The 16,319-nt window shown below is 30.4% G+C and carries 20 protein-coding genes; 14 read left to right on the forward strand and 6 right to left on the reverse strand.

The features are described from left to right. Positions 1 to 42 precede the first annotated feature (42 nt). The 5 genes from topA to L8U00_RS01835 are packed head-to-tail and all read left to right on the forward strand — an operon-like array spanning position 43 to position 5,570. Positions 43 to 2,127 carry a type I DNA topoisomerase gene (gene topA, locus L8U00_RS01815; protein ID WP_412175418.1) on the forward strand — a complete coding sequence of 695 codons (2,085 nt, stop codon included), beginning with the start codon at positions 43 to 45 and terminating at the stop codon, positions 2,125 to 2,127. Continuing rightward, complete coding sequence (locus tag L8U00_RS01820; RefSeq protein WP_070255492.1) at positions 2,127 to 2,963, forward strand: biotin synthase; 837 nt, start codon at positions 2,127 to 2,129, stop codon at positions 2,961 to 2,963. Before topA ends, L8U00_RS01820 begins: the two co-directional genes overlap by 1 nt. Further along, positions 2,944 to 4,122, forward strand: coding sequence for a cation:proton antiporter (locus L8U00_RS01825; protein ID WP_087685281.1), 1,179 nt, complete (start codon positions 2,944 to 2,946; stop codon positions 4,120 to 4,122). Before L8U00_RS01820 ends, L8U00_RS01825 begins: the two co-directional genes overlap by 20 nt. A gap of 39 nt (positions 4,123 to 4,161) precedes the next feature. Beyond that, positions 4,162 to 4,920, forward strand: a complete 759-nt coding sequence (locus L8U00_RS01830; RefSeq protein ID WP_263708324.1) for a 3'(2'),5'-bisphosphate nucleotidase CysQ — start codon at positions 4,162 to 4,164, stop codon at positions 4,918 to 4,920. Continuing rightward, complete coding sequence (locus L8U00_RS01835) at positions 4,920 to 5,570, forward strand: hypothetical protein (RefSeq protein ID WP_263708325.1); 651 nt, start codon at positions 4,920 to 4,922, stop codon at positions 5,568 to 5,570. The genes L8U00_RS01830 and L8U00_RS01835 overlap by 1 nt, the downstream gene beginning before the upstream one ends. Here the strand turns inward: L8U00_RS01835 and L8U00_RS01840 are convergent. Genes L8U00_RS01840 through L8U00_RS01850 form a run of 3 tightly spaced genes read right to left on the reverse strand, consistent with a single transcriptional unit; the run spans position 5,563 to position 7,493 of the window. After that, entirely contained in the window at positions 5,563 to 6,339 is a 777-nt protein-coding gene (locus L8U00_RS01840; protein ID WP_263708326.1) for a UDP-N-acetylmuramate dehydrogenase, read from the reverse strand. The two genes, L8U00_RS01835 and L8U00_RS01840, sit on opposite strands and share 8 nt — an antisense overlap. Next, positions 6,336 to 6,602 (reverse strand): flagellar biosynthesis protein FliQ, encoded by a 267-nt coding sequence (fliQ, locus tag L8U00_RS01845; RefSeq protein WP_012660903.1) that lies wholly within the window; start codon positions 6,600 to 6,602, stop codon positions 6,336 to 6,338. Before fliQ ends, L8U00_RS01840 begins: the two co-directional genes overlap by 4 nt. Positions 6,603 to 6,629: 27 nt before the next feature. Continuing rightward, entirely contained in the window at positions 6,630 to 7,493 is an 864-nt protein-coding gene (locus tag L8U00_RS01850) for a menaquinone biosynthesis family protein (protein ID WP_263683276.1), read from the reverse strand. A 110-nt stretch (positions 7,494 to 7,603) separates the two neighbouring features. Here L8U00_RS01850 and recA point away from each other — a divergent pair, with 110 nt between their 5' ends. The 4 genes from recA (at position 7,604) to L8U00_RS01870 (ending at position 10,836) form a co-directional block, all read left to right on the forward strand. Next, complete coding sequence (gene recA, locus L8U00_RS01855; RefSeq protein WP_263708327.1) at positions 7,604 to 8,641, forward strand: recombinase RecA; 1,038 nt, start codon at positions 7,604 to 7,606, stop codon at positions 8,639 to 8,641. Next, entirely contained in the window at positions 8,641 to 9,885 is a 1,245-nt protein-coding gene (gene eno, locus L8U00_RS01860) for a phosphopyruvate hydratase (RefSeq protein ID WP_263708328.1), read from the forward strand. Before recA ends, eno begins: the two co-directional genes overlap by 1 nt. A 116-nt stretch (positions 9,886 to 10,001) precedes the next feature. Continuing rightward, positions 10,002 to 10,163 (forward strand): hypothetical protein, encoded by a 162-nt coding sequence (locus L8U00_RS01865; protein WP_163197158.1) that lies wholly within the window; start codon positions 10,002 to 10,004, stop codon positions 10,161 to 10,163. Next, positions 10,153 to 10,836, forward strand: coding sequence for an AMIN domain-containing protein (locus tag L8U00_RS01870; protein WP_039667888.1), 684 nt, complete (start codon positions 10,153 to 10,155; stop codon positions 10,834 to 10,836). The genes L8U00_RS01865 and L8U00_RS01870 overlap by 11 nt, the downstream gene beginning before the upstream one ends. 14 nt (positions 10,837 to 10,850) lie before the next feature. On the opposite strand, the gene L8U00_RS01875 is transcribed toward L8U00_RS01870, so the two are convergent. Beyond that, positions 10,851 to 11,234 carry a group III truncated hemoglobin gene (locus L8U00_RS01875; RefSeq protein WP_263708329.1) on the reverse strand — a complete coding sequence of 128 codons (384 nt, stop codon included), beginning with the start codon at positions 11,232 to 11,234 and terminating at the stop codon, positions 10,851 to 10,853. 108 nt (positions 11,235 to 11,342) lie between these two features. On the opposite strand from L8U00_RS01875, the gene L8U00_RS01880 reads away from it, so the two are divergent. After that, positions 11,343 to 11,819, forward strand: a complete 477-nt coding sequence (locus L8U00_RS01880) for a cysteine permease (protein ID WP_263708330.1) — start codon at positions 11,343 to 11,345, stop codon at positions 11,817 to 11,819. On the opposite strand, the gene L8U00_RS01885 is transcribed toward L8U00_RS01880, so the two are convergent. After that, entirely contained in the window at positions 11,788 to 13,098 is a 1,311-nt protein-coding gene (locus L8U00_RS01885) for an MFS transporter (protein ID WP_263708331.1), read from the reverse strand. The genes L8U00_RS01880 and L8U00_RS01885 overlap by 32 nt on opposite strands. Before the next feature lie 2 nt (positions 13,099 to 13,100). After that, entirely contained in the window at positions 13,101 to 13,262 is a 162-nt protein-coding gene (locus tag L8U00_RS01890; RefSeq protein WP_039667884.1) for a highly acidic protein, read from the reverse strand. An 87-nt stretch (positions 13,263 to 13,349) separates the two neighbouring features. On the opposite strand from L8U00_RS01890, the gene moaC reads away from it, so the two are divergent. The 4 genes from moaC to L8U00_RS01910 all read left to right on the forward strand — a co-directional run. After that, positions 13,350 to 13,823, forward strand: coding sequence for a cyclic pyranopterin monophosphate synthase MoaC (moaC, locus tag L8U00_RS01895; protein ID WP_263708332.1), 474 nt, complete (start codon positions 13,350 to 13,352; stop codon positions 13,821 to 13,823). Beyond that, the gene (locus L8U00_RS01900; protein ID WP_263708333.1) at positions 13,801 to 14,064 is read left to right on the forward strand and encodes a DUF493 domain-containing protein; all 264 of its coding nucleotides are present in this window, start codon (positions 13,801 to 13,803) and stop codon (positions 14,062 to 14,064) included. The genes moaC and L8U00_RS01900 overlap by 23 nt, the downstream gene beginning before the upstream one ends. Before the next feature lie 12 nt (positions 14,065 to 14,076). Then, positions 14,077 to 15,201, forward strand: coding sequence for a hypothetical protein (locus L8U00_RS01905; RefSeq protein ID WP_263708334.1), 1,125 nt, complete (start codon positions 14,077 to 14,079; stop codon positions 15,199 to 15,201). A 50-nt stretch (positions 15,202 to 15,251) separates the two neighbouring features. Further along, a partial coding sequence (locus L8U00_RS01910; RefSeq protein ID WP_263708335.1) for a cache domain-containing protein occupies positions 15,252 to 16,319 on the forward strand: 1,068 nt, incomplete at its 3' end.

Here is a 16,319-nt window from a genome sequence, read left to right on the forward strand (position 1 = left end):
TTTTATACACTTTTACTAATTTTAATCCTCACAAGGAAAATAATGAAAAATTTAATCATAGTAGAATCGCCTGCTAAAGCTAAAACTATAGGTAATTTTCTAGGTAAAGACTATGAAGTAATAGCCTCTAAAGGTCACATTAGAGATCTACCTAAAACCAGCTTTGGTATAAAAATAGAAGATGAAAATTTTAAACCTGAATATAGAATTTCAAATGATCATTCAAGCTTAGTAAAAGAACTCAAAGAAAAGGCTAAAAAAGCAAAAACCATCTACCTTGCAACCGATGAGGATCGCGAGGGTGAAGCCATAGCTTATCATATAGCTAAGGCTATCAATAAAGATGAAAATTCTCTGCCACGCATAGTTTTTCATGAGATTACTAAAAGCGCTATAGAAAATGCTTTAAAAAACCCAAGATCTTTAAATATAAATAGCGTCAACGCTCAACAAACTAGACGCTTACTTGATCGCATAGTAGGTTATAAACTAAGTCCTTTACTCAATCAAAAAATTCAAAAAGGCTTAAGTGCAGGGCGTGTGCAAAGTGCGGCTTTAAAAATCATCGTCGATAGAGAAAGAGAAATCAAAGCTTTTGTTCCTTTGAAATATTTTAGTGTAGATATGATTTTTGAAAAAGACTTACAAGCTGAACTAGTTGAGTTTCAAAATCAAAAGATAGAAAAACTAAGTCTAACTAATGAAGATAGAGCTAAGCTTATCTTGGAAGCTTGTAAAAATGCTAACTTTAAAATAAAAGATATAGAAAGTAAAGATAGAAAAATAGCCCCACAAGCACCTTTTATGACCTCAACTTTGCAACAAAGTGCGAGCAATCGCCTAGGTTTTAACCCTAAAAAAACCATGATGATAGCTCAAAAACTTTATGAGGGCGTAAAAACTCATCAAGGCATTATGGGTGTGATCACTTATATGAGAACTGATAGCCTAAACATCGCAAAAGAAGCCTTAGAAGAAGTAAGAAAACTCATTAAAAGTGATTTTGGCAAAGAGTACTTGCCAAGCAAAGCAAATATTTACACCACTAAAAGCAAAGGTGCCCAAGAAGCACATGAGGCTATAAGACCGACTAATCTTAGTTTTACTCCAAAACTTGCAAGTGAGTTTTTAGAAAAAGATGAAGCAAGATTATATACTTTAATATACAATCGTTTCCTAGCTTCACAAATGAATCCTGCTATATCTCAAACTCAAAATGTCTATGCAAAATCAAATGAAGCAAGTTTTAAAATAAGTGGTAGAAAAATTTTATTTGATGGGCATTATAAAGTATATGGAGATATGGATAAAGATAAAATTTTACCTAATTTAAAGCTAGAAGATACATTAAACATCCAAAATATAGAATTAAACTCACACTTTACCGAGCCACCTTCAAGATACTCTGAAGCTGGACTTGTTAAAAAGTTAGAAAATCTTGGTATAGGACGCCCTTCAACTTATGCTCCAACCATCTCTTTACTTAGTGCAAGAGAATATGTGCATATAGATAAAAAACAAATCATACCTAATGAAATAGCCTTTGTTGTAACAGAAGTTTTAGAGCAAAACTTTAGCGATATAGTAGATAGTGATTTTACTTCTAAAATGGAAGATAAACTTGACATCATAGCAGAGGGCAAAATGGACTGGCAAGAAGTTTTAAGAGAGTTTTATTTTCCTTTTATGAGAAAAATCGATGAGGGTAAAAAAAATATAAAAAGTCAAAAAACTTTTACAAAATTAGATGAAACCTGCCCTGATTGTGGTGGAGAGCTTGCTATAAGAAAAGGAAGATATGGAGAATTTATAGCTTGTTTAAATTTTCCAAAATGTAAATACTCAAGAAATTTAAAACAAGAAACACAAAATGAAGAAAAAAGTGAGAAAAAGCTCAATACCATAGGCATAAAATGTCCAAGTTGCCAAGAAGGTGAGATTGTGGAGCGTTTTTCTAAGCGTGGTAAATTTTATGGTTGTAGTGCTTATCCAAAATGCAACTATATAAGCAAATACAAACCAAGTGAAGAAAAATGTAGCGAATGTGGCGAAACTTTGATCATCAAAGAGCTTAAAAAAGGCACATTTTTAGAGTGCTTAAAATGCAAAATCAAAAAGGAAATATAATGCAAATCATGCTTTGTGCTATATCTAATATAGCAAGTGGAGGGTGCGGGGAGGACTGCAAATACTGCACACAAAGTGCTCATGTGAAAACTAATATCAACAAATACAAAAGAAAAGATATAGATCAAATTGTTTTAGAAGCTAAAATGGCTAAGAAAAATGAGGCTTTGGGTTTTTGTTTAGTTACAGCAGGAGCTGGGCTTGATGATGAAAAACTTGAGTATGTGTGCAAGGTAGCTCATGCGGTGCAAAAAGAAGTAGAAGGACTTTTACTCATAGCTTGCAATGGCATAGCAAATTTAGAACAACTCAAAGAATTAAAAAAAGCAGGAATTTTTTCTTATAATCATAATCTAGAAACTTCCAAAGAATTTTTCCCAAACATTTGCTCTACGCATACTTGGGAGCAAAGATTTCAAACTAATCTTTATGCTAAAGAAGCAGGTTTAATGCTTTGCTGTGGTGGAATTTATGGTCTTGGAGAAAGCGAAGCTGATAGAAAAAGTTTTAGAGCAAGTTTAAAAGAGCTTGATCCTTTTTCTTCGCCTATTAATTTTTTCATACCAAATGAAAATTTAAAACTCAAACAAGCTTTACTTGATCCTGATGAGGCGTTAAATATCATCAAAGACACTAAAAAAGACTTACCAAATGCACATATCATGGTAGCAGGTGGCAGAGAAGTAGTGCTAAAAGAAAGACAATATGAAATTTTTGACGCAGGAGCTAGTGCTATAGTAGTGGGTGATTATCTTACAACTAAAGGCGAAGAACCTAGCAAAGACATACAAAAACTAAAACAAATGGGATTTAGCTTTGCTAGCTCATGCCATTGATGCTCAAGCTGCTACGGATTTAAAAATTTTATTAGTCGTAGCAGGGTGTTTGCTAACTTCACCTTATATTGCTAAATTTTTAAAACTCCCACTTTCAGCCACTGAAATCATGCTTGGTTCTTTTATAGGATTTTTGGGTTTTATAGGAGAAAGTGAGAATTTTAAGCTTTTAGCTAATGCAGGGTTTTATTATCTTATGTTTATTGCGGGCATGGAGATTAATCTTAAAACCTTTTTAAACACTGAAAGAAGCTTACTTAATAAAGCTTTTATTTACATTATACTTTTATATGCTTTTAGTGTTTTAGCAGTTGAAAGTATAGATATTTCTTATATTTTTGTCATTATTATACCTGTTATGAGTGTGGGTTTGCTCTCAACGCTTTATAGAGACTTTGGCAAAAACTGTGAGTGGCTTAATGTATCTATGGTGGTAGCCACTTTGGCTGAAGTTGTAAGCATAGTTTTGCTTACCATAGCTGCAGCATTTTTGGGAAAAGGAGCCGATCTTTTCTCACTCACTCAAAATTTATTATATTTAGTGGGATTTTTAGCACTTTGTATTTTTGGATTTAAATTTTTAGAAGTGCTTTTTTGGTGGTATCCACAGCTTAAAACCATACTCATGCCTTGGCAAGATCAAAACGAAAAAGATATAAGATTTTGCATGGCAATTTTCATAGCCATAGTTGCGATTATGATTTATTTTAAACTTGAAGTTGCACTTGGAGCTTTTATAGCAGGTTCATTTATAGCTACTTTTTTTGATCATAAAAAAGACTTAGAGCATAAACTCTCTAGTTTTGGTTATGGCTTTTTAATCCCTATATTTTTCATCTATATAGGCTCAAGCTTTAAGCTTCAAATGCTTTTAAACCCTCAAGTTTTGCTCATAGCTTTTTCGCTAACTGCCTTTATGATAGGACTAAGAATACTTTGTGCTATGACTTTTGTAAAAATACTTGGTTTAAAAAACACCTTTTTATTTGGCCTAAGCCATTCTATGCCACTAACCTTACTCATTGCAGTAGCTACGCTTTCTTATCAAACTAATATCATCACTCAAGATATATACTCAGGATTAGTGCTTACTGCTTTACTTGAAGCAATTTTAGCCATTAGCTTAATTAAATTTATCAATAATCTTAGTAGAAAATAATTCTACTAAGTATTTATATAAAATTGCTATACTTTTTTTATGAAAAATTTAGACACACTTTTAGAATTAGCCTTAAAAGCAAGCAAGGAAGCCTCAAAAGTATTGCTTGAATATAAAGACAAAAATACCTTGTGGCTTAAAGATGATGATTCTCCGGTAGGTTTAGCTGATATAAAGTCTAATGAAGCTATTAGTGAGATTTTGGCTTCAAGCGATATAGCTATATGCTCTGAAGAAAATATACTTTCTTATGAAGAAAGAAAAAATTTAGAGTATTTTTGGCTTATAGATCCTCTTGATGGCACTAAATCTTATGCTAAAAAAGATAAAGAATATTGTGTTTTAATCGCATTAATCCACAAAAACACCCCTATACTTTCACTCATAGGCGATGTGGAAAATAATGCATTTTATTATGCACATACTCATACTAAGGTTTATAAAAATAATGAAATTTTAAATCTTAGCTTAGAGCAATACGAAAAGGTTAAAAATATAGCCCTTTACTCTAAAAACCATGATAACAATGAAGATTTTTTCATTCAAAATCATCTTGAAGGCATTAAGGTTTCATCTGCTTTGAAATTTGTATATTTACTTGAAGCAAAAGCTGGAATTTACCCACGTTTTGGTGGTCCAAAAGCTTGGGATATAGCTGCGGGAGATTTTTTAGTCAAACAAAATGGTGGAATTTTATACGATTTTGATAAAAAAGCTCTAAATTACAATAGTCCTGATTTTAAACTTCCAAGTTTTATAGCTTTTGCTAAGAATGAATTTAAATTAAAAGGTTTTTAGTGAGATTTTTTTTAATGTTTTTGTGTTTTTTAAGTGCTATTTATGCTAACTCTTTTGCAAATAAAAAAATCATCAAATTACAAAATAACGATGATTTTAGTATCATCAATCTTGAACAAAATATAAATTATGATAAACTCTCACACATTAACACCTTAGCTTTAGTGCCAAGCTATGAAAAAGAATATAATTTTTATTTTTCAAATTTAAAAATCGATGCTAAAAGCATGGCAAAAGACACACTAAAAGCATTAAGTGCTATTTTAAATGAGCAAAATAATTTTGCCTTACTTAGTCAAAAAGAAAATCAAACTTACATCAATAGCCAAAATATCTTGCAAACAAATAAAAATTTCATCAGTGCAAGTGAGTTTTTAGAATTTAATCGTTTCAAAAAGGCTGATTTTATTATTTTGCTAGATTTAAAAAGTATTCAAGCAAGCCAACAAAATTTCTTGCTTTTTTCCAATTTTGAAGTCAAAGCCGACATAGAATACAAACTTTTTAATGCTAAAACAAAAAAACTAAAAGATCATAAAATCCTTACTATCAATACTCAATTTAGCACAAATGATAAAAATAAATCTTATCAAGAATTAGTCCAAGAAATAGCTACAATTGTTTATGAAGATATTAAAAATACTATATAATCACCACTTCTTCTTCTAAAACAATCCCAAATTCTTCAAAAACTCTTTTCTTAGCAAGCTCTATCAAAAACATAGCATCATCAAAACTAGCATGTTTTTTATTGATTAAAAAATTTGCATGTTCATTACTAAACATCGCATCATTCTTACTAAAACCTTTAAGATTAACTGCTTCTATCAATCTTCCTGCATGATCGTTTTTGGGATTTTTAAAAACAGAACCAAAACTAGCACCTTTGGGTTGATTTTTTCTTGCATTTTTTAAAAGTTCATCTTTAACTGGGTCAAATCCATATTCTAAAAAAAACTTCGCGCTAAACATCACTTCTTTAATAGGATTAAACCTATAAGCAAAAGCGATGTTTTGTTTTAAAATTTCTTGATTAAAAGTGCAAATACTAATTAAGTTTTTACTAATATCCTCATCTTTTAATCCTGCATTCATTTTTAAAATACCACCTAAAGTCCCTGGGATATTTCTTAAAAACTCAAAGCCTTTTAGGTTATTTTCTTTAGCAAAATGATACATTTTGAAAGATTTCACACTAGAGCCTATCTCTAAAAACATACCTTTTTCATTTTGCTCTAAAATTTTAATATAATCAAAACTTTTCCCTAAAATTCCTAGTTTTTTAGGTTTTGGAGAGATTAAAAGATTATTTGCCCCACCTACTAAAAAACCATCAAATTCGCAAGGCTCTTCAAGTATTTGCACTTCAAAGCTCTCACCTATACGCACAGAAGAATACTTAGAAAAATCAATAATCATCTAATAAAGCTTGGAATTTGATTTAAAATATTCGTTGTAAAATCAATCATAGAACTTATCATCCAAGGCATTAAAAATACTATTACCACAACAACAAGTAAAATTTTTGGCACAAAAGAAAGCGTAGCTTCATTAATTTGCGTTACAGCTTGAAAAATACTTATAATAAGCCCTGCAATAAGCCCTGCTAAAAGCATAGGTAAAGAAAGCATAAGTGTGATTTTAAAAGTTTGTACACCCAAGGCTACTAAAGTACTTTCCATATTTTCTCCTTAAAAATTTAAATTCTATCAAGAATTTCTAAATTCTTCATACTCACTAGGGATAAGATAATCTTTGCTTTTTATTAATTTCTCATAAAATCCATGATTAAATCCAAGCTCAAAAAGCTTATCTATGGCATTGTATTGTTTATCATTCATATTTATAGAGTTTTTATTTGCGTATAAATTTAAATACACATCAAGTTTTTGAGCATCTACGCGTATTAAATTACGCTCTAAAAGCATAGAAGCTAAGATTTTTCTATTATGATCAGCTACTTCTACTGCTTTAATCAAATCTTTTTCAACCGCTATTGCATCATTAAGTGGTAAAGATCTTCTAAGTGCCATGCCACCTAAAGGTAAAGGCAAATCATCTTTGGCTAATTCTTGCCAAATATCCCAAAGTTCAGCCTCAACACACAAACTAGAATCAAATTCTAAAATACTCTCATGTATAAGCACTCCCGCATCAACCTCATCTTCTAAAACAGCCTTTTCAATCTCTAAAAAATTCTTATAAACTATCCTAGCTTGTGGGTATTTTATGCGAAAGATTAAAGCATTAGTAGTGTGTGCTCCACTTAAAGCAACTTTAAAATTTGGCTTTAATTTTTTATCTTTTTTCTTAATAAGCTTTGGCCCATAACCCTCACCAAAACTCACAGCAGTTTTTAACAAAGCATATTCGCTAGCTATTAAAGGATAAAGCGCAAAAGATATCGCACTAACATCGTATATATTTTCTAATGCAAGTTCATTTAAAGTTTGTATATCTAAAGCTGTATTTTCATACTCATAAGCATTCCCAACCCAACCAAATTTAATCGCCATATACATAAAAATATCATCAGCATCAGGAGAGTGTGCTACGCTAATTTTTTTATTCATTTTTTTCCTTGAAAAATTTAAAAAAGTATTTTAGCAAAATTCAAAATAAAAACTTATATTAAATTTCTTTTTGATACAATTTTAAACATATTATAAAAGGATTAACAAGTATGGATGATAATAAAAGAAAATCACTTGATGCAGCTTTAAAAAGTCTTGATAAAACCTTTGGAAAAGGTACTATTTTAAGACTTGGCGATAAAGAAGTTGAAAAAATTGATTCTATTCCTACAGGTTCGGTTGGACTTGATTTGGCTTTAGGAATTGGCGGGGTTCCAAAAGGAAGAATTATAGAAATTTATGGACCTGAAAGTTCAGGTAAAACTACACTTACCTTACACATCATAGCAGAATGTCAAAAAAAAGGTGGAGTTTGTGCGTTTATCGATGCAGAGCATGCTCTTGATGTAAGATATGCAAAAAATTTAGGTGTTGATACAGAAAATCTTTACATCTCTCAACCAGATTTTGGAGAACAAGCCTTAGAAATCGTTGAAACCATAGCAAGAAGCGGGGCTATTGATCTAATAGTAGTAGATAGCGTTGCTGCACTTACTCCAAAAGCAGAAATCGAAGGTGATATGGGAGATCAGCATGTAGGTCTTCAAGCAAGATTAATGAGCCAAGCTTTAAGAAAATTAACCGGTATCGTTCATAAAATGAATACTACTGTAATTTTCATCAACCAAATTCGTATGAAAATAGGCATGATGGGCTATGGCACTCCTGAAACAACTACCGGAGGAAATGCTTTAAAATTTTATGCTTCGGTTCGTTTAGATGTACGAAAAACAGCTACTTTAAAACAAAATGATGAGCCTATTGGAAACCGTGTTAAAGTAAAAGTGGCTAAAAATAAAGTAGCTCCTCCATTTAAACAGGCTGAATTTGATGTGATGTTTGGCGAGGGTGTAAGCCGTGAGGGCGAGCTAATAGACTATGGTGTAAAACTTGATATTATTGATAAAAGCGGTGCGTGGTTTTCTTACAAGGCTTCTAAACTTGGCCAAGGTAGAGAAAATGCCAAAGCATTTTTAAAAGAAAACCCAGCTATTGCAGATGAAATCACTCAAGCTGTACAAAACTCAATCGGTATAGATAGTATGATTTTGGGTGCAAAAGAAGACGATGAAGAAGGAGAGGAATAATGTTGATTATTGAAGATTTAAGAGCTTTTGAAGTTTTAGATAGTAGAGGCAACCCTACCATTAAAGCCGAAATCATGCTAAGCGATGGCAGTGTGGGAAGTGCTATCGTTCCAAGTGGTGCAAGCACGGGAAAAAAAGAAGCTTTAGAACTAAGAGATAATGATGAAAGATTTGGTGGTAAAGGTGTTTTAAAAGCGATTGAAAACATCAATGGTATTATAGCAGAAAACATTATAGGGCTTGATGCATTTAATCAAACCCAACTAGATAACACCCTTTTAGAGCTTGATGGGACAAAAAACTACTCTAACCTAGGAGCAAATGCAACCTTAGGAATTTCTATGGCAACAGCACGTGCTGCCGCTAATGCACTAGGTGTACCTTTATATCGCTATTTAGGTGGAGTAAATGCAAGCGTACTACCCGTGCCAATGTGTAATATCATCAACGGTGGTGCACATGCAAACAATAGCGTAGATTTTCAAGAATTTATGATTATGCCTTTTGGTTTTTCAAGCTTTAAAGAAGGATTAAGATCAGTTTGTGAAATTTATGCAGTATTGAAAAAAGAATTAGCCAACTTAGGTCACTCTACTGCCTTAGGCGATGAGGGCGGTTTTGCACCAAATTTAGCAAATAATACAGAGCCTCTTGATCTTTTAATGACTTGTATTAAAAAGGCAGGCTATGAAAATAAAATCAAACTAGCGCTAGATGTAGCAAGTAGTGAACTTTATAAAGATGGTAAATACCATTTAGAGGGTAAAGTTTTCTCAAGTGAAGACTTAATCGCGCGTTATGAAGAATTATGTGCAAAATATCCAATTTTTAGTATTGAAGATGGTTTAGCTGAAGATGATTATGAAGGTTGGATTAAACTTACTCAAAAGCTTGGTAATAAAATTCAACTTGTGGGTGATGATTTATTTGTAACCAATGAAGATATTTTAAGAGAAGGTATCATGAAAAATATGGCAAATGCTGTATTGATTAAGCCTAATCAAATTGGAACAATCACTCAAACTATGAAAACAGTAAGATTAGCTCATAGAAATAATTACAGATGTATTATGAGTCACAGAAGTGGCGAAAGCGAAGATGCTTTTATAGCTGATTTTGCAGTAGCGCTTAATACAGGACAAATCAAAACAGGAGCTCTAGCAAGAGGCGAAAGAACTGCTAAATACAATCGCTTATTAGAAATTGAACTTGATAATGATGAGTACTTAGGAGATAAACTCTGAGCGATTTATTAAAAGAGTATGATGAGCATTCTAAAAAAAAGGAAGCTCGTCATCAACTCATCAAAACCATTGCATTATCATTTGTAGCTATTATTGTTGCTATGTATTTTGGTAATATGTTTTTTGGTAAATCTTCTCTAGATGTACTACTAACACTTAAAGAAGAGCAAAAAATTTTAGAAAAAAATATAATGACTTTAAAAGCTAAGAATGCTCAAGCTCAAAAAGAATATTTGCAACTTTTAAGACTTAAGGGAGAAAATTCGCATGAGAATTAAATTTTTTATATTGTTTTTACTTTCTTGTGTATTTTTAAATGCAAAAGACAATCCTTTTGATAATAATATAGAACAAAAAAATACCGAATTTGCAAAACTTAGTCCTTTCCAAAGGCAAGATTTTAACTTTAATTCTGATGCGAGAATTTTAAAAAATATTACCATTACTTATATCAACCTTGATGGTTCTGAAGAACAAACTACCTTAGATATATACAAAAGTATTAACTGGCATGATACCTATTCATTTATAAAAACTAAAAGTCCAAATGCCACGCCTATACTTGATGTATCTGTAACCGTGCCACAAAAACAAGGAAATAAAAACTCAAAAACAGAAGAAAACAACACTACTTTAAACATAGAAACACCACTTTTTAGCGGAAATATTTATAATTTTATTTCTCTTGGTTTTTATAATAACAAAATCAATATCAAAACCCAAGATAAAATACTAAGACATCTTTCTATAGGAGATCCTACTAAAATTATTATAGATTTTGCTAAAAAACAAAATTTTAACACCAAAACACTGCAAGTTAATACAGCACAAGTTAGAAAAGTTGTATTTGGTTCACATAAAGGGTATTATCGTTTGGTAATATATCTTGATGGAAAATATAGTTATAAATATTCACATAGTGAAAACTTACATACATTTAACTATCGCTAAGAGTTTTTAAACTCTTAAGCAAATCTATGATCATAAATAATCATTTGAAATCTTTGGGCTATCATTCTGGCTCTTTCTATAATGATATTTCTTGGTTCATCTTCAAAAACTTCTTGCAAACTCTCGTCAAATAAATTAAGCCAAATATCAAAAAATTCTCTTGGAAATGGAGGTAATTCATGATGAGCTCTCAAAGGTGAACCACTATAACTTGGATCAGCTAAAAACATCCCTGCCCAAAAACTTGCTATTTTTTCTTTATGTTTTTTCCAACTCTCATCATCTGTGCCGATTTTTTCATTAAAAATAGGTCCTAAATCCTTATCCGCTCTAATTTTTGCATAAAAAACTTCCATAAGTTTTTTTATACCCTCATGATTAATAGTTTCAAATTTCATGCTTTTCCTTAAAAATAATTTTTACTTATTGTATTAAATTTAGAAATTAAAAATATAAACAAAAGTCAATTTTTAGTATAATTTTAAAAACAAAACTAAAGAAAAACTATGACTTATACTATTTTACCACCCAATCAATTCTTAGATGATTATGTCTTAAATGTACAATTACATCAATTAGCAAATATCTCTAAAAACGCTTATAAATTTTGGAAAAACGTTCAAGTAGCACGCTATCAAGGTACAAGAGTGGTATTTTTAAACAAAAAAAGTATTTTAAAAAAACACCAACACCTTATACAAAAATGTGAAAATTTAAGTGGCTATGTGTTAGCAAGTGCTTTTTGCTCATTTACCACTTTAGCCCCATCTCATTTAGTAGAAAAAAATAATTCTCAAATTTATAAAATCTTAGATATAAAAGAAGTATGTGGGGTTAAATTCGTAAATTTAAAGGCATTTTACGATCTTTTAAAGCTAGATTATAATTATAATATTTACATCGAAAAATGCCATTTTTTTAGTCCCACTCCTTTGGAAAAGCGTATTAAAATCACTGAGAGTATGTGCGTTGGGTATTACTAAGATATTTAAACATCAAAGCACAAATAAGTGAGATTATAGCCATAGCTAACATATAAAATCCCAAAGAAAAACGAGCAATATTTTCTAAATTTCCTAAAGCAATGGTGTGTAAAAATAAAGCAAGTTGTGGGGTAAACCCACCGGCTAATGCATAAGCTATATTATATGAAAAACTAAGTCCTGAAAATTTAATCTTAGCATCAAATACTTCACTCATCATTAAAGGGCAAAAATTCATCACTCCAGCAAAAAAACAAGCAGACAAATAATACACACTCACTGTATTAAAATCAGGTGTTTTAGTATAAAGAGCATTAAAATAAAACAAGCAAGTTAAGAAAAATCCTGATGAAAAAATCGCGCAAGCTTTTACTATACCTATTTTATCAGCCAAAATTCCACTTAACATACAGCCAGTTACAAGCACAACTATACCAAGCATTTGCATATAAGTTTGAACGCTTGCATCAATATTTAACATTTTTGCCATAAAAGAAGGTATAATCAAAATCATCACAACAATGCAAGCAGTTAAAACCCAAGTTATTAACATAGAAAGTGCTATGCCTAGCTTAGCCTTTTTAAACACTTCTTTTAAAGGGAATTTTTCTAAGGCTTTATCTTTTTTCATTTGCTCAAAAACAGGAGTTTCTCTTAAAAATTTACGCAAATAAGCAGAAATGATCCCAAAAATTCCTCCCAAGAAAAATGGAATTCTCCATGCCCACTCATAAAGCTCTTCTTGTGTAAAAAATTTATTCATCACCAAAAACACAAAACTACCAAGTAAAATTCCACCTACTACAGAAGCTGTTAAAATTCCAAGATAAGTGCGTTTTTGACCCTTTGGAGCATGCTCAAATACAAAAACCCAAGCACCAGGTAATTCCCCACCTATAGCTATACCTTGACAAATCCTTACAAACACTAAAAATACTATACATAAATACCCTATACTTTCATAAGCAGGTATAAAAGCAAGCATAAAAGTTGGCACAACCATCAGCAAAATACTAAGCATAAACATTTTCTTACGGCCAAATTTATCGCCAAAATGAGCCATAACTATACCGCCAAGCGGTCTAGCTAAATATCCTGCAGCAAAAATTCCATAAGTATTAAACATTTGCCAAAATGGACTTAAATTTTCAGGAAAGAAATTTTTAGAAATATAACTTGCAAAAAATACAAAAATGATAAAATCATAAAATTCTAAAGTCCCTCCCAAAGAAGAAAGACCTAAAACTTTTATATCTTTTTTACTAAGATTTTTACTCACTCTTAATCCATCTCATAAGTATCATCATCACTATAATCATCATCGTATTCATAATCATCATCATCGTAATTATACGATCTTTGATTATTTACATAAGTATCATCATCTGTTTCATCATACATTTCATCATCGTAATTTTCAAATTCTTCATCATCATAAGCCATTATAAATCCTTTAAAATTTTTTAGTAGTATTTTAATATAAAAATATACATTTTGGTATAATTTTTCAAACTTTACTTAAGGAAAAATATGAATTTAACACATTTAGATGAAAAAAATCATCCCAAAATGGTAGATGTAGGTCAAAAAGATATCACCCAAAGAGAAGCTTGCGCAAGCGGTAAAATATATATGAGTAAAGAAGCATTTGAAGCTATCATTGAAAACAAAGCTAAAAAAGGACCTGTTTTGCAAACTGCCATCACAGCAGCCATCATGGGAGCTAAGCAAACTTCAAATCTCATTCCAATGTGTCATCCTTTAATGATTTCAAAAGTACAAACCCATATAGAAGAAAACAAAGAAGAATATTCTTTTAAACTTTTTGTGACCGTAAAATGCGAAGGAAAAACCGGAGTTGAAATGGAAAGCTTAACTGCTGTTAGCATTGGGCTTTTAACTATTTATGATATGGTTAAGGCTATTGATAAGAGTATGCAAATTACTAATATAGTTTTAGAAAGTAAAGAAGGAGGAAAAAGTGGTAAATATCTGCGATCTTAAAAAAGAACCTATTATAAATTACCCTACTTTTTGGGATTATAAAGTTGTTTTTGAAGCTGGGGTTGATGCTTTAGAAATTTTTACTCAAATACTTAACGAAAGAGAATTTAAATACAAAGTCTCAAATACTAGCAAACAAGGAACATACAAAAGCTATCTTTTAAGTGTTTATGTAGATAGCAAAAGTGACCGTTTAAATATTTTTAATCAATTAAAAAGTAAAGCCAAATTTGTACTATAAAAAGGAAAAACTATGAAAAATTTAGCCATTATTTTTGAAAATTCTCTCTTAGCTTGTGAAAAAAACGAAATTCCAAACTTAATTAGTGAGCTTGTTTTTAGTCTAAGTTATAAAAAAATTAGTTTTGAAAATACTAGCAATGAAGAACTTTTTACCATCTTTTCTAAGGTATTAGAAAAACTTGAACTTATAAATGAAGAAAATATTTCTAAAATAATCCAAGGTATCATCAAAGCTAGAGTGGAAGAGGATAAAAAAGCATTTTTTGCTTATATTAATGAATATGGCAAATTGAAAGTAAAAATCGAAGAACAAAAAAACACCATTAAGCATAAAATTTGTGATAATTTTTTTGACTTAGAAAAAACCTTAAAGGATTTGAATTTAAATGAATTTAATATAAGCATTAATGATGCTATGCTTTATGATATAGAAATACTAGGTCTTTTAAAAGAAACTGCTGAAAGTGCTTTTATCACAACCTTAGAAAAAGGAGAAAATATAGAACTTACTTCTTGTGAGATTGCTAAAAATTTAGTCTTTAATGCAATTTGTGAAGGAAGTTTTGAAAAAGAAAGAATTTTAAAAATCTCCCAAGTAGTTTTAAATGCAGCTTTTGAACTTGCTAATGAATCACAAGCCTTTGCTTATGATTTATGTATTGGAAGTATTTATGGAACACAAGAAGGAATTTCTTTAGCGATTGAAAAATTTAAATCAAGCTTTGCATATAGTGCTTTAGAATATGATTTAAAAAACAAAGAAAAAGAACTCATAGATATAGAACAAGAATTTATTCAAATGCTTAAAAAAATATCATCAGAACTTGACAATCCCGTAAAAGACATACTCAAAGATTTATTAGAAAATAAATTTGACACTTTATTTGCTAAATTTAAACGTCTCATACAAGAAAATAGAGAACAAATCCTTATTAAAATAAATGAAATTAAACAAAATCCAAAAATTGACGACTTTAGCAAGCTAGCACAAAATAAACTTAACATTCTAGCCAAAGAGCTAAGCGAGCTTGAAAAACTTGCTAGTCATAAATATAAAAGTTTAGATAAAAATAATGCAAAAGAATTAGGGGTAAGATTGTGGGAAAAAATTAACAAACTAATAAAAAAATATTAAAAAACAAAAGTTACCATTTTGTCAAATACATCAGATGAAAGAGGTAACTAATGTTTAAAAATTTTAATTTAACTACAAAAATGATTTTAATTTTATCTTCTGTAATATTTATTGGCATAGGAATTTTATCTGTAACGATAATCTCAAAAAGCCAAGAAATGCTTAATGATGAAGCTCATAAACTTTTATTAAGTAGCGCCAATAGATACTCAAATGGGATTCAAGCAATTACCCAAAACGCATATTCAACACTAGAAACAGCACAAGGCGTTATTAAAAATTTTGCAAATAAAGATAATAACTTAGATATAGAAGATCTTAAAATTTTAATAAGCAGTATGCTAGATTCAAATTCTTGGACTTATTTTGCATATATTCATCTTAATCAATACCACGGCAATAATCCTTTAAATCTTACTCCATCAGGAAAGTTTTTATTACTAGCAAAAGATGAAAATCCACAACAAAAAGGATCAATTAAATTCATCCAAGCTGAAGAAGTAATCTTACAACAAAATTCTCTCATAAAAGCTTTACAAACCAAGCAACCTGCCGTTGGAAGACCTAGAGATTATTCTATAAATGGAGAAAAATTATACTTAGTAAACATTGTTTTACCAATTTTTGGAAAGAATAACGAAACAATTGGTGCAATAGGCATGCTTGTGCGCATTGATTTATTGAGAGAAGAATTAAATGATCCAAATAAGAGTTTATTTGCAAATGACCAACGTTTATTGATTTCAAGTGATGGTTTAATCATATCTAGTCCAAAAGCAGAATATGTTGGAAAAATCATCACAGAAATTAATCCTCATCCTAGTGCAAAAACAATACTAGACATGCAAAGCACCAAAACTAATGGTTTATTTACTTTTATACCTGCTTCTACAAATGAAGAAAATTTAGCCCAGCTTGTAAATTTTGATCTTTGGGAGGGCTCTAATGATCATTGGAGTGTTGTAACTATAGCACCAAAAAAATCAGTGGAAAAGCCTGCTGATTCTTTAGCATTTATTATATTTGCAATTTCTGCAATTGTGCTTTTTATTATTATTAGTGTGATTTATTTTTATGTTAAAAAAAGTGTTGTTGGAACAATTCATAAACTTCAAATC

This window comes from Campylobacter sp. IFREMER_LSEM_CL2256 (assembly GCF_025771645.1).
GTDB lineage: Bacteria > Campylobacterota > Campylobacteria > Campylobacterales > Campylobacteraceae > Campylobacter_D.

Bases quoted from the DNA above. Each gene is read 5' to 3' on its own strand.
- fliQ (WP_012660903.1), bottom strand. From the start codon at position 6,602: ATGGAAAGTACTTTAGTAGCCTTGGGTGTACAAACTTTTAAAATCACA.
- moaC (WP_263708332.1), top strand. From the start codon at position 13,350: ATGAATTTAACACATTTAGATGAAAAAAATCATCCCAAAATGGTAGAT.
- L8U00_RS01840 (WP_263708326.1), bottom strand. From the start codon at position 6,339: ATGATTATTGATTTTTCTAAGTATTCTTCTGTGCGTATAGGTGAGAGC.
- L8U00_RS01890 (WP_039667884.1), bottom strand. From the start codon at position 13,262: ATGGCTTATGATGATGAAGAATTTGAAAATTACGATGATGAAATGTAT.
- L8U00_RS01870 (WP_039667888.1), top strand. From the start codon at position 10,153: ATGAGAATTAAATTTTTTATATTGTTTTTACTTTCTTGTGTATTTTTA.
- L8U00_RS01865 (WP_163197158.1), top strand. From the start codon at position 10,002: ATGTTTTTTGGTAAATCTTCTCTAGATGTACTACTAACACTTAAAGAA.
- L8U00_RS01830 (WP_263708324.1), top strand. From the start codon at position 4,162: ATGAAAAATTTAGACACACTTTTAGAATTAGCCTTAAAAGCAAGCAAG.
- L8U00_RS01905 (WP_263708334.1), top strand. From the start codon at position 14,077: ATGAAAAATTTAGCCATTATTTTTGAAAATTCTCTCTTAGCTTGTGAA.
- recA (WP_263708327.1), top strand. From the start codon at position 7,604: ATGGATGATAATAAAAGAAAATCACTTGATGCAGCTTTAAAAAGTCTT.
- L8U00_RS01875 (WP_263708329.1), bottom strand. From the start codon at position 11,234: ATGAAATTTGAAACTATTAATCATGAGGGTATAAAAAAACTTATGGAA.
- L8U00_RS01850 (WP_263683276.1), bottom strand. From the start codon at position 7,493: ATGAATAAAAAAATTAGCGTAGCACACTCTCCTGATGCTGATGATATT.
- L8U00_RS01820 (WP_070255492.1), top strand. From the start codon at position 2,127: ATGCAAATCATGCTTTGTGCTATATCTAATATAGCAAGTGGAGGGTGC.
- topA (WP_412175418.1), top strand. From the start codon at position 43: ATGAAAAATTTAATCATAGTAGAATCGCCTGCTAAAGCTAAAACTATA.
- eno (WP_263708328.1), top strand. From the start codon at position 8,641: ATGTTGATTATTGAAGATTTAAGAGCTTTTGAAGTTTTAGATAGTAGA.
- L8U00_RS01880 (WP_263708330.1), top strand. From the start codon at position 11,343: ATGACTTATACTATTTTACCACCCAATCAATTCTTAGATGATTATGTC.